This window comes from Pseudomonas sp. GNP013, from assembly GCF_054343995.1.
In genome coordinates this window covers 2,445,209-2,457,158 of record NZ_JBTGUT010000001.1, presented here as the reverse complement: position 1 = coordinate 2,457,158, position 11,950 = coordinate 2,445,209, and the positions used below count along the sequence as shown (strand labels likewise).

General features: G+C 60.5%; 10 protein-coding genes, 1 tRNA gene and 1 pseudogene. 5 read left to right on the top strand and 7 right to left on the bottom strand.

All coding sequences use genetic code 11. The features are described from left to right. Nucleotides 1-16 precede the first annotated feature (16 nt). The 5 genes and pseudogenes from ACXX81_RS10835 to ACXX81_RS10815 all read right to left on the bottom strand — a co-directional run. Nucleotides 17-1,018: an alpha/beta fold hydrolase gene (locus ACXX81_RS10835; RefSeq protein WP_458571652.1), complete on the bottom strand. Its 1,002-nt coding sequence runs from the start codon at nt 1,016-1,018 to the stop codon at nt 17-19. A 44-nt stretch (nt 1,019-1,062) separates the two neighbouring features. After that, nucleotides 1,063-1,500 carry a YqaA family protein gene (locus tag ACXX81_RS10830; RefSeq protein WP_209990326.1) on the bottom strand — a complete coding sequence of 146 codons (438 nt, stop codon included), beginning with the start codon at nt 1,498-1,500 and terminating at the stop codon, nt 1,063-1,065. Nucleotides 1,501-1,539: 39 nt separating this feature from the next. Further along, nucleotides 1,540-1,989 (bottom strand): SRPBCC family protein, encoded by a 450-nt coding sequence (locus tag ACXX81_RS10825; protein ID WP_209981766.1) that lies wholly within the window; start codon nt 1,987-1,989, stop codon nt 1,540-1,542. Between the two features lie 84 nt (nt 1,990-2,073). Continuing rightward, nucleotides 2,074-2,886, bottom strand: a complete 813-nt coding sequence (locus ACXX81_RS24730; protein ID WP_502317193.1) for a methyl-accepting chemotaxis protein — start codon at nt 2,884-2,886, stop codon at nt 2,074-2,076. Between the two features lie 48 nt (nt 2,887-2,934). Next, nucleotides 2,935-4,068: pseudogene (locus ACXX81_RS10815) on the bottom strand (HAMP domain-containing protein); the annotation flags it as partial. A gap of 213 nt (nt 4,069-4,281) precedes the next feature. Between ACXX81_RS10815 and ACXX81_RS10810 the strand changes: the two are divergent. After that, complete coding sequence (locus tag ACXX81_RS10810) at nt 4,282-4,476, top strand: hypothetical protein (protein WP_209981770.1); 195 nt, start codon at nt 4,282-4,284, stop codon at nt 4,474-4,476. 6 nt (nt 4,477-4,482) lie between these two features. On the opposite strand, the gene ACXX81_RS10805 is transcribed toward ACXX81_RS10810, so the two are convergent. Continuing rightward, nucleotides 4,483-4,863, bottom strand: a complete 381-nt coding sequence (locus ACXX81_RS10805) for a fe2+ zn2+ uptake regulation protein (RefSeq protein WP_209981772.1) — start codon at nt 4,861-4,863, stop codon at nt 4,483-4,485. 238 nt (nt 4,864-5,101) lie between these two features. Here ACXX81_RS10805 and pvdQ point away from each other — a divergent pair, with 238 nt between their 5' ends. Together pvdQ and ACXX81_RS10795 are read left to right on the top strand one after the other, a co-directional pair. Beyond that, complete coding sequence (gene pvdQ / locus ACXX81_RS10800; RefSeq protein ID WP_458571651.1) at nt 5,102-7,381, top strand: bifunctional acylase PvdQ; 2,280 nt, start codon at nt 5,102-5,104, stop codon at nt 7,379-7,381. 230 nt (nt 7,382-7,611) lie between these two features. After that, nucleotides 7,612-7,685: transfer RNA gene (locus ACXX81_RS10795), tRNA-Cys, on the top strand. A gap of 133 nt (nt 7,686-7,818) precedes the next feature. Here ACXX81_RS10795 and ACXX81_RS10790 read toward each other — a convergent pair. Continuing rightward, entirely contained in the window at nt 7,819-9,132 is a 1,314-nt protein-coding gene (locus ACXX81_RS10790) for an acyltransferase family protein (RefSeq protein ID WP_458571650.1), read from the bottom strand. Nucleotides 9,133-9,423: 291 nt separating this feature from the next. Here ACXX81_RS10790 and ACXX81_RS10785 point away from each other — a divergent pair, with 291 nt between their 5' ends. Both ACXX81_RS10785 and ACXX81_RS10780 read left to right on the top strand, forming a co-directional pair. Continuing rightward, nucleotides 9,424-10,956, top strand: coding sequence for a sugar ABC transporter ATP-binding protein (locus ACXX81_RS10785; RefSeq protein ID WP_458571649.1), 1,533 nt, complete (start codon nt 9,424-9,426; stop codon nt 10,954-10,956). Beyond that, nucleotides 10,949-11,929, top strand: a complete 981-nt coding sequence (locus ACXX81_RS10780) for an ABC transporter permease subunit (RefSeq protein WP_057009817.1) — start codon at nt 10,949-10,951, stop codon at nt 11,927-11,929. The genes ACXX81_RS10785 and ACXX81_RS10780 overlap by 8 nt, the downstream gene beginning before the upstream one ends. Nucleotides 11,930-11,950: the final 21 nt, after the last annotated feature.

Genomic DNA, 11,950 nt, shown 5'->3' with positions numbered 1-11,950 from the left:
CTCGAAAAAAGTTGGATTAAAGGCTGTTCAACCCCTGCAACAGCGCCTTGTGAAACCGAGCCGGTTCTTCCATCTGCGGCGCATGGCCCAGGCCCGGGAATTCCACCAGTGTCGCCTTGGGAATCAGCTTGGCCACTTGCTTGCCCAGCACGGTGTAATCGCCAAGCTTGGCCTTGACCTCGGGCGGGGCCACGTCCTTGCCGATGGCGGTGTTATCGGCCGTGCCGATCAGCAACAGGGTGGGCATCTTCAGGTTTTTGAATTCGTAATACACCGGCTGGGTGAGGATCATGTCGTAAATCAACGCCGAGTTCCATGCCACTAGCGTGTGCCCCGGGCCGTTGCTCAAGCCTGCGTACATGTCCACCCAACGCTCGTACTCCGGCTTCCAGCGCCCGACGTAATAGGTGTTGAGCTGGTAGTTGCGAATCCCCTCGGCACTGACTTTCAGCTCACGCGCGTACCACTGGTCAACGCTGATAGAGGGCACGCCCAGCGCTTTCCAGTCTTCCAGGCCAATCGGGTTGACCATCGCCAGCTGTTCGGTCTGTGCCGGGTACATCAGTGCGTAACGGGTGGCGAGCATGCCGCCGGTGGAGTGGCCGATGATCGTGGCCTTTTTCACGCCGAGCTGTTCCAGCAGTTGGTGGGTATTGGTGGCCAATTGCTGAAAACTGTATTGATAGTGCTCGGGCTTGCTGGAGGTGCAAAAGCCGATCTGGTCCGGGGCGATAACCCGGTAGCCGGCATCGCTCAAGGCTTTGATCGAGCCTTCCCAGGTGGCGCCGCAGAAATTCTTGCCGTGCATCAGCACCACGCTGCGGCCATTGGGTATGCCGTTGGCCGGCACGTCCATATAGCCCATCTGCAGGGCCGTGCCCTGGGATTCGAACTCGAAGTGCTTGAGCGGATAGGGGTACTGGAAACCTTGCAGTTCAGGCCCGTAGGTGGCGGCAAAGGCTGAGGCCGCGCCAGTGGCGAGCAGGCCGGTGATGAACATGTCGCGGATCAGAGGCATGAGCAATACTCCAGAAAAGGTGTCCGGATGCTGTTTACAGTGGATTAAGCAGGAATTAATACCCAGTGCAGCGTCACGGCAGCGAGTACACCATACCGCAGGCTTTTGGCGAGGGTGACCAGCAGCAGGAATCGCCACAGCGGCTCGCGCATGACGCCGGCGACGAGGGTCAGTGGGTCGCCGATGATCGGCACCCAACTGAGCAACAGCGTCCAGTGCCCCCAGCGTTGATAACTGTTACGTGCTTTTTCCAACTGCCTGGCGTTGACCGGAAACCAGCGCCGGTCCTTGAAATGGTCCACCCAACGGCCGAGCAGCCAATTGACCACTGAACCCAGCACATTGCCCAGGGTGGCGATAACCAGCAGCCACCCCAGTGCGTAGTCACCGCTCAGCAGCAGCCCGACCAGCACGGCTTCCGATTGCAGCGGCAACAGCGTGGCGGCGCCAAAGGCCGCGAGGAACAGGCCGAGGTAGCCGATCAAGTGCGAGGATTCATCGTGGGTTTCACCGTGGAGGGGTCAGGCATTCTCCAGCCGTTGCTTGAGCCGGTCCAGCGCAAGCGCCGACAGCTCGACCATGCGCGCATGCAAGGTGGCCAGTTGCAACTCGGTTTCGTAGGTGAGCACACGCTTGAACAGCGTGCCGTCGCGATAGGGTTGCAGGAAGTAGTGGATGGAACCGTCGACCGCCACCGAAGTAAATGCAGCCTTGAACTCGCCAGGGGGCTGGGCGATTTGCACGCGGTAGCTCAGGGGCACACGCACGCCGAGCAGGTCGATCATTTCGCCAAAGCGTGCGCCGGCGGCGAGGGAACCACGGGTGCCGGTGTCAGCGCTGAGGGAGGTAGGGTGCCATTCGTGCCAGTGATCCGGCTGGGTCACATAGTCGTAGACGGCGTCGATAGGGGCCTGGAGAAAGCGTTCCTGACTGATCCGCTCCAGACGGACCGAGCAATCGGCAGTGCGCATGGCACACCTCCTGTGTGGCGAAATCCTTGAGCTGTCAGAATAGTCCCACTCCCGCGCTGTGCACGGGAGTGTTTCATAAATTTATCACTGCACCTTGAAACGCCCCATCAGGCTGATCACTCGGCCATTGGCCTCCAGCAGGCTCTGGGTATTGGTTTCGGTGGCATGGCCGCTCTCTACCAGCTCTTCGACCATCTGTCGGATCTGCACCATGCTGCGGTTAATCTCCTCGGTCACTGCGCTCTGCTGCTCGGCGGCCGTGGCGATCTGGGTGCTGAGGTTGTTGATGTGCGCCACCGAACCGGCCATCTCATCCAGCCCGGTATTCACCCGCGCCGTGGCGTCCGCCGCCGACTGGCAGCTGGCCTGGGTATTTTCCATGGCCGCCACCGACGAGCTCACGCCGCTGGTCAAGCGGGCGAGCATTTCATTGATCTGCGAGGTACTGGCCTGGGTGCGTGCGGCCAGCGCCCGGACTTCGTCGGCCACCACCGCAAAGCCACGACCTTGCTCGCCCGCGCGCGCCGCTTCAATGGCCGCGTTGAGCGCGAGCAGGTTGGTCTGGCCGGCGATGGCGCCGATCACGCCGAGGGTTTCGGTGATGCGCGCCGCGTCCTGGCGCATGTTTTCCACGCTGTGGGTGGCGCTGGACACTTCGCCGATCAAGGCGCTGACGCTGGTGGATGCTTCGCCCACGACCACGCGGGAACGGTCGGCGTGTTCGTTGGCGCGCTGGGTGAAGGCCGCGGTTTCGGCGGCGTTTTGCGCGACGGTGTCGGCGGTGGAGCTCATTTCGGTGATGGCGGTGACCGTCTGGTCGGTCTCGCTCGCATGGCGCACCAGGATCTGGTTGGTGTGGGCCGAGGTCCGCTGCAATTGCTCAAGGCCCGACGACATGGCGCCGGTGGCCTGGGTCACTTCGCCGATCATGTTTTGCAGGTAGACGATAAAACGGTTCACCGAGTGGCCGATGGCGCCCATTTCGTCTTCGGCGCGGATGGTGATGCGCCGCGTGAGATCGGCATCGCCAGCGGACAGCGCGTCGATGTTGGACGTCAGCGACTTCATGCGCTGCACCAGTTGGCGGATCGCGTAGGCGGCCAGCAGCACCAGCAGCAACACCATGGGGATTTGCAGCAGGGCCAGGCTGCCGAGCACGTCATCGCGTTGTGCGGTGATCAGCGAGGTGGGCAGGGCGGTCGCGAGGAACCACGGTGTGCCCTCGATCGGGCGCATATAGAAGGTGCTGGCCACGCCGCCGTTGTCGAACTCGCTGCGCTGCAGGCCTTGCTCTCGTTGGCTCAGGGCCTTGCTGACCTGGGTGGCAAACGCCGAGGTGCCGGTCAGTTCGCTGATGTTCTTCAACACCACCGGGCTGCTGAAACGGGTGCTGTTGCTGATGATCTTGCCGTCGGCCTCGACGATCAGCATCTGCCCGCCGATGTCTTTTTCCTTGGCGGCCACCAGGTCGTTGAAGAACCCCAGGGTCACGTCGATGGTGGACACGCCATAGGCGGCGCCATCACGCTGGATCGCCATGGCGCAGTTGGTACGCGGCTCCTGGCTGGCGTCGTCCTTGTAGGCAGCGGCCCAGGCGCATTGGCCGGGCGGGGAGGCGAGGCCGCCCTTGTACCAGCTCTGATCGTAATAGTTGGGTGCAGGGTCGCTGTTCCAGAAGGTATTGACCGCCAGCTTGCCCGACGCATCGCGGTGCCAGAACGTACTGAATTTGTTGCGCCCCGGCGCGCGCTGGTTGGGCAACGGCCAGATGCCGCCGCCAAACACCTTCAGCTCGCCGTACTGGTCCACCAGGCCGGGCAGAACCTTGTCGATGGCATCGCTGTCGAGCAGGGGTATGGTCTGGGTGATGCTGCGTTGCTGGGCCTGGACCTTGTTCAGTTCGCCCTGGATACGTTCGGCCACTTGCGCGACACGGTTGAGCACCACCTGTTCTTCGGTATGGCGCAACGTGGGTGCGACCAACTGGCCGATACCGACCACCGTCAACACGATCAACACCAGAACGAACAGCAGCAGAAACAGGGTATAGCGGGCTTGGATGGAGCGCAGTGGGGGCATGGGGTCGTCCTTACGAAGCGTTTATTGTTGACGCGGCTTTTTTGGAGCTTCGTAGGGGTATCGGCTTGGTCTGTAGGAGCTTTAGGTACGATGGTGCAAGAAAATTCGTACCTTCCTCGCCGCCATCAGCGCGTCAGTCAGACAAGCCAAAGTTTTTCAGCGCCTGTAATATCCGGCCTCGGTGCAACATTCTTAACGTTTCAGGAACCCGTCATGACCCAAAAGCAACGCTTGAAGTACTCGATTCTGATCTCCCTGGTGGTACTGGGCTCGATGTTCGGCCTGTCCTACCTGCAGAACACGGGCGTGATCAGCGAAAAAACCTTTCAGTACCTCGCCATTGCCATCGCGGTGGTCGTGGTGGTGATCAACGGCATCATGCGTCGCAAGGTCAAGCCCAACTTCTGAGTGGAGTCAGGCGCGGCCTTCGAGCACTTTGGCGGCCTCTTCGTGGAGGCTGTAGCTCTTGTCGGCATTGAGGGTGATCACGCCCTCGCTGCACAGGCGCTTGAGCACCTCGCGCACGCTGAGAAACGACAGCGGGATGCCCAGCTCCAGCAGGTGGCCGTGCACCCCGCGCACGCCCAGGGTGCGCTGGTTGTCGGCGGCGGTGAGCAGGGCGTCGATGACCTTCAGCCGAATCAGGCTGGTACGCAGGCCAAAACATTTGAGCAAATGGCGAATACGCTGGTTGCCTTGCTGTTCGGGTGTCTTGCCGAACGCTTGGGTGCCGCTGCCGAACTTGGCATCGGTGGCCGATGAATGTCCATCCGTGGTCACTGGCGGGTTGTACATGCAAAAACTCCTTATCAGAGCCTGATCAGGAAAATGATGGCGCTCTTAGGTAATAAGACGAACGAGCGAGCAAAATCATGAAGTGGCGAATGTAGAAATTTTGTCGGTATCGGTTTTGTCACAAGGCAAACACACGGAATAAAGCGCTCCGGCGGCTAAATTGTGCACGGTCTTTTGCGTTCTTACGGAGGGGTGGTTACCCCCCGGTGAGGGTGTTCAATTTGACTGTGGAGTCTGCGTGATTATTACCAATGGGTTGTCCAGGGTGTGCATGGCGGGTCTGTTGCTGGGGGTGAGCCTGGCCGCATCGGCACGGGAGCAGGTGACGCAGGCGTCGGCCGATATCCGCCGCACCACCTACGGCGTGCCGCACATACGCGCCACCGATGAGCGCGGCCTGGGCTTCGGTATCGGTTACGCCTACGCCCAGGACAATCTGTGCCTGCTGGCCAATGAAGTGGTCACGGTCAATGGTCAGCGCGCAAGGTTCTTCGGTCCCGATCAGGCGACCCTGGAAGAGCGCAACAACCTCGCCAGCGATGTGTTCTTCACCTGGCTGAACACGCCGGAGACCGTCGCGGCGTTCTGGAAAGCCCAGAGCCCGGAGATCAGACAGCGTATTGAAGGCTACGTGGCCGGCTATAACCGTTATCTGCAAGAGCAGGGCGCGCCGGCGCAATGCCAGGGTGCCTGGGTGCGCCCGCTGGTAGCCGACGACCTGGTGAAGTTGACCCGCAGGCTGCTGGTGGAAGGCGGCGTTGGTCAATTCGCCGAAGCGCTGGTGGGTGCGACGCCACCCCAGGCCACCGCATCCGTACAGCCCGACGCCAAGGCGTTTGCAACGGTAGCGGCCAATCAGCAGCGTTTCAGTCTGGACCGCGGCAGTAATGCCGTCGCCGTGGGCCGTGATCGCTCATTCAACGGCCGTGGCATGCTGCTGGCCAACCCGCATTTTCCGTGGGTGGGCGGCATGCGTTTCTATGAGATGCACCTGACCATCCCCGGCCAGTTGGACGTAATGGGCGCCGCACTGCCGGGCCTGCCGGTGGTGAATATCGGTTTCAACCAGCACGTGGCGTGGACGCACACGGTGGACACGTCCAAACATTTCACCCTGTACCGGCTGACGCTCGACCCCAAGGACGCTACGCGCTACCTGTTGGACGGCAAATCCGTGGCCCTGAAGAAAACGTCGGTCACCGTGCAGGTCAAGCAGCCGGACGGCAGCCTCAAAACGGTGAACCACACCGTTTACAGCTCGCCGTTCGGCCCGGTGGTGCAGTGGCCCGGCAAACTCGATTGGGACGCCAGGTACGCCTTCAGCCTGCGCGACGCCAACCTGGATAACGACCGCGTGCTGCAACAGTGGTACGCGATGAACCGCGCCGACAGCCTCAAATCCCTGCAAACCTCGGTGCACAGCCTGCAAGGCATTCCGTGGGTGAACACGGTCGCCGCCGATGACCAGGGCCAGAGCCTGTACATGAATCTGTCGGTGGTGCCCAACGTCAGCGCCGCCAAACTGGCGCAATGCAGCGACCCCCGCGCCGGCCTGCAAATGATCGTACTCGACGGCGCCCACAGCGCCTGCGCCTGGGACATCGACCCGCGCGCGGCGCAGGCGGGCATTTTCCCGGCAGAGCAGTTGCCACAGTTGCAACGCACCGACTACGTGCAGCATTCCAATGATTCCGCGTGGATGGTCAACCCCAAGGCGCCATTGAGCGGCTTCTCCCCGGTGATCAGCCAGGACTCCATCGGCCTCGGCCCACGTGCGCGCTTCGCCCTCCAGCGCCTGCATGCCCTGGAGAAACAACCGATCAGCGTCACCGACCTGCAAGGCCTGGTGATGGACAACGAGGTGTACCTGGCCGGCCAGGTCATGCCCGACCTGCTGGCGTTCTGCGCCAAACAGCTGGGCGGCGACGCCGACGCGCTGCAACCGCTGTGCAGCAGCCTCAAGGCCTGGGACCAACGCGCCAACCTCGACAGCGGCGTGGGCCTGCTGCACTTCATCAACCTGATGGAACACCTGCAGCAAACCCCCGATGCCTGGCGCGTTGCCTTCGACCCCGCCAACCCCCTCACCACCCCGCGCGGCCTCGCCATCGACCGCGCGCCGGTGGCCAACGCCCTGCGCGAAGCCATGCTGGCCTCGACCGCAGCCGTCGGCAAACTCGGCGTGAGCCGTTGGGGCGACGTCCAGGTCTCCGGCCAAACCCCGATGCACGGCGGCCCGCAGGAACTCGGCATCTACAACGCCATGCAAACCGTACCCCGCGCCGACGGCAAGCGCGAAGTCGTCAGCGGCACCAGCTACCTGCAAATCGTCACCTTCGACGACAAAGGCCCGCAGGCACTCGGCGTGCTCGCGTTCTCCGAATCGAGCAATCCCGACTCGAAATATTCAAACGACCAGACCCAGGCATTCGCCGAGAAAAAGCTGCGCCCACTGCCGTTTACCGACGCCCAGATCCAGGCCGACCCGCAGTACCAGACCCAGCACATAAAGGAGTAGGGCAGGCGCGCAACCCCTTGATGCGACGCGAAATATTTTCCAAATCAAGGGGTTGCAGGCATGGGTAAATCGGTACATAATGGCGCCCATCGAACGCAACGAGGCGTTAAAAACCTCAATGTATTCAATAGGTTATAGTGAGTTATAGTTGTTCGAGTAGAGGCAGGCCCTTATAGCCCACTCAAGTTTTTATGCGGTGAATGTCGGTGGTAAAGGTATTCATCGTTTGAGGCCGAGTAGCAAAATGGTTATGCAGCGGATTGCAAATCCGCCTACGCCGGTTCGATTCCGACCTCGGCCTCCACTCTTGAAAACCCCGTAGATTAACGTCTACGGGGTTTTTTATTGGCTGGAAATTGACCCGAAGTCCTTGCGCCTTGCGCGTGGAACTAAAAAGCGGCGCCTGGTTAGAGTGCGCCGCCAAAGATTTGGTCCACTTATCCGCGAGCTTGCGAATCCAGCGGGATCGACTGAAAAGCCCCCTCCATACCTTTTTGGGCGGCGCCCAGCCACTGCTCAACTTGTTTGAGTTCCAGGTTGAATGTTTCACAAGCCTGTTTGACCGTTATCTTCTGACTCAGGATCTCGATCACAAGTGCCACCTTGTGCTGGGTCGTCCATTCCCTTGAATCGGCAGGAAGGCTTGGACCCGAGGGGGCGCTGAGGCGGCGGATAATCCGGCCACCATGGCGGGAAATCGGCGCTTCGAAGAATCGGTACATGAACATTGCTACCGCAATGGAAATAGCGATCCAGCCAAATCGCCACAATTCTGCGGTCCAGGCCGGCAGCTGCAGATAGGCTTGGGTGGCTTTAGAACCCACTATGGTGAAAATCCCCCAGTGGAACAGGTAGAGGCTGAATGAGCAGTTACCCGCGCTGTTCAGCATGGACACCGGGATTGCAATGGCTTTGTTTGTGCTGTGCAACCAGCCGCGCTGTTCAGTATTCAATAAAGCAACTATCAGGAGACTGGATGCCAGCGCGACCCCGACAACAATAAAGTACAACTCACCCGAGCCCAATGCCGCTGATGGCGCATTGATGATTCCTGCAACCGTGGCAATGGAAAGAGTGAAACCTGCCGCTGGATGAATCCATGCCAACTGTCGTTGATACAGGTAGAGCGCGATCCCTGTCGCAAATAGCAGTTGAAACGGCGAAAACAAGTGGTGCCCCAGTGCGCTGACGAGCCAGGGATGACTTGGAGAAATGGAATACAGGACAGCGCCGATACCGAACAGCAGCAGAAGGGTGAGCATCAATATCCTGTGGCTGTAGCGAATCAGCACCAAGGCCGAGACGAAGTAGAATAAAATTTCGAATATCAGCGTCCAACCTACTGAATTTATAGGCTTTATCGTGCTGGGTAATAACAGTAGCGAGTTGATATAGGACGTTATATTAAATGGAGTTCCGTATGAAAAAGAGACGTTGAATATATACACGCCAATTAATGCGAAAACAAAGGAAAGCCACCATATCGGATAGATCCTGATGATGCGCTTGCCTAGAAAAGGAAAGAGCTTGAATTTCTCTCCCGACGTGACGTGCGTAATAATAAAACCGCTGACTACAAAGAATAGATAAATCGCCCAATGCCCACGGGTATAGACGAAGGGTATATCAACTTTGTACCCGTCCGGCATCATGTCTATTGCGATATGAGAGTGAAACAAAACAACGAGTAGGGCGGCTATGCCGCGCACCATTTGAATGGAAATATACTGACTTTTTTTCTGTGCGATCATTTCGCTATTTTCGTCCTGTGGTATCCAGGCTGGAATCGTTCCAGGGCCCGCCTTGCGTAGCCCGGCAGTGTATAGAGGTCTGACAACCGCAGCCATCCAAACAGCCGAGATCGACCGAATGCAGATCCAGCAGCCAGCACTGCATTCAACAGATCAAAAACAAGCCAAACCTCGCTGATGAAACGTTTAACCCCCCGACAAAATGCACACGCAAGCGCTTGCGTAAGCAAATGTATCTGACTACAGTCGGCCCCACTCGATTACAAAAATAATAAATCCAGGAGCTCATCAATGAGCCTTGAACCCTTGCTTGAGATGCAGGGCATCAGCAAAACCTTCAACGGTTTGCGCGTGCTCAACAGTGTCGGCCTGAAGGTCTTCCCCGGCGAGATCCACGCCTTGATGGGGGAGAACGGTGCCGGAAAGTCCACGTTAATGAAGATCCTTTCCGGCGCTTACCAGGCCGATCCCGGCGGTGAAATCCGCATCGACGGCCAGCCCGTCCCCACCTTTACCCCCGCGACCGCCAAAGCCCTCGGCATTGCCGTGATCTACCAGGAACTGAGCCTGTGCCCGAACCTGAGCGTGGCCGAGAACATTTACCTGGGCCGTGAACTGCGCCGGGGCTGGACCATCGACCGCAAGGGCATGCAGGTCGGCTGCGTCGAGGTGCTGCAGCGCCTGGGTGCCGAGTTCACGCCAGCCACGCCGGTCAGCAGCCTGTCGATTGCCGAGCGCCAGTTGGTGGAGATTGCCCGTGCGCTGCATGCCCACGCCAGGATCCTGGTGATGGACGAGCCGACCACGCCGTTATCGTCCCGCGAGACCGACCGCCTGTTTGCGTTGATCAAGCAACTGCGCAGCCAGGGCCTGGCGATCATCTATATCAGCCATCGCATGGCCGAGATCTACGAGCTGTCGGACCGCGTTTCGGTGCTGCGTGACGGCCAATACATCGGCGAGCTGACCCGCGATGCGCTGTCGGCCGAGGTGCTGGTGAAGATGATGGTGGGCCGCGATTTGTCCGGCTTTTACAAGAAGGAACACGCCGCCTACAACCCCGGCAACGTGGTGATGCGCGTGCGTGACATGGCCGATGGCAAGCGTGTGCGCCATTGCAGTTTCGACCTGCACGCCGGTGAAGTGCTGGGCATCGCCGGGCTGGTGGGGGCAGGGCGCACCGAGCTGGCGCGGTTGATCTTTGCCGCCGACCCGCGCACCAGCGGCACCCTGGAAGTGGTGGGCAAAACCGTCACCCAACTGCGCAACCCGGCCGATGCGATTCGCGCAGGCGTGGTCTACCTCACCGAGGATCGCAAGGCCCAGGGCCTGTTCCTCGACATGAGCGTGGCCGACAACATCAACGTGTGCGCTTGCGTGCCGGATGCCCACGCCGGCGGCGTACTCGACCGTACGCACGCCGCGCAACGCTCGAATGACGCGATCAAGTCGCTGTCGATTCGCGTGGCGTCGGGCAAGGTCAGCGTGGGCTCGCTGTCCGGCGGCAACCAGCAAAAGGTGCTGCTGGCACGGCTGCTGGAGGTCAAGCCCCATGTGCTGATCCTCGACGAGCCCACCCGTGGCGTCGATATCGGCTCCAAGTCCGAGATCTACCGCATCATCAATCAACTGGCCCAGGCCGGCGTTGGCATCGTGGTCATTTCCAGCGAACTGCCGGAAATCATCGGCACCTGCGACCGCGTGCTGATCATGCGCGAAGGCCAGTTGGTGGCCGAAGTCGGCGGGGCCTCCGGCCACGCCATCTCCCAGGAACGTATTATTGACCTCGCCACCGGTGGCGATCAGGTGGTGGCGCATGGCTGAAGTGAATGTAGCGACAACGACAGGCAAGGCAGAACGGGTTCGCGAGCTGATGCGCACCGTCGGCATGCTGCCGGTGCTGGTCCTGCTGCTGGTGGGCTTTGCCCTGGCCAGCGAAAACTTTCTGACCCTGCAGAACCTCTCGATCATCACCCAGCAGGCCTCGGTCAACGTGGTGCTGGCGGCGGGCATGACCTTTGTGATCCTCACGGCGGGCATCGACCTGTCGGTGGGCGCGATCCTCGCAGCGTCCGCCGTGGTGGCCTTGCAGGCGTCAATGTCGCCGCAGTTCGGCATGTTCGGCATCGCGGCGGGCGTAGGCTTCGGCCTGTTGCTGGGCCTGGTCAACGGTGGGTTGATCGCCTTCATGCGCCTGCCGCCGTTTATCGTCACCCTCGGCGCGCTCACCGCCATGCGTGGTCTGGCGCGCCTGCTGGCAGATGACAAGACGGTGTTCAACCCCGACCTGCCGTTCGCCTTTATTGGCAACGATTCGATCCTCGGCGTGCCCTGGCTGGTGGTGATCGCCGTCGCGGTGGTCGCGCTGTCGTGGTTCATCCTGCGCCGTACGGTGATGGGCGTGCAGATCTATTCGGTGGGCGGCAACCCGGAAGCGGCGCGGCTGTCGGGGATCAAGGTGTGGAAGGTGCTGCTGTTCGTCTACGCCATGTCCGGCGCGCTGGCCGGGCTCGGCGCGGTGATGAGCGCCTCGCGCCTGTTTGCCGCCAACGGCCTGCAACTGGGGCAATCCTATGAACTGGACGCGATTGCCGCGGTGATCCTCGGCGGCACCAGTTTTACCGGCGGCGTCGGCACCATCGGCGGCACCCTGATCGGCGCGCTGATCATCGCTGTGTTGACCAACGGTTTGGTATTGCTGGGCGTCTCGGACATCTGGCAGTACATCATCAAAGGCATTGTGATCATCGGCGCGGTCGCGCTGGACCGTTATCGCCAATCCGGTGCGCGCACCTGAGTTTCCTCACACAACAATCAC

Coding starts and splice junctions, on each gene's coding strand:
- ACXX81_RS10835 (WP_458571652.1), bottom strand. CDS start 1,018: ATGCCTCTGATCCGCGACATGTTCATCACCGGCCTGCTCGCCACTGGC.
- ACXX81_RS10785 (WP_458571649.1), top strand. CDS start 9,424: ATGAGCCTTGAACCCTTGCTTGAGATGCAGGGCATCAGCAAAACCTTC.
- ACXX81_RS24730 (WP_502317193.1), bottom strand. CDS start 2,886: ATGTCGTCGGGCCTTGAGCAATTGCAGCGGACCTCGGCCCACACCAAC.
- ACXX81_RS10780 (WP_057009817.1), top strand. CDS start 10,949: ATGGCTGAAGTGAATGTAGCGACAACGACAGGCAAGGCAGAACGGGTT.
- ACXX81_RS10825 (WP_209981766.1), bottom strand. CDS start 1,989: ATGCGCACTGCCGATTGCTCGGTCCGTCTGGAGCGGATCAGTCAGGAA.
- ACXX81_RS10805 (WP_209981772.1), bottom strand. CDS start 4,863: ATGTACAACCCGCCAGTGACCACGGATGGACATTCATCGGCCACCGAT.
- ACXX81_RS10790 (WP_458571650.1), bottom strand. CDS start 9,132: ATGATCGCACAGAAAAAAAGTCAGTATATTTCCATTCAAATGGTGCGC.
- ACXX81_RS10810 (WP_209981770.1), top strand. CDS start 4,282: ATGACCCAAAAGCAACGCTTGAAGTACTCGATTCTGATCTCCCTGGTG.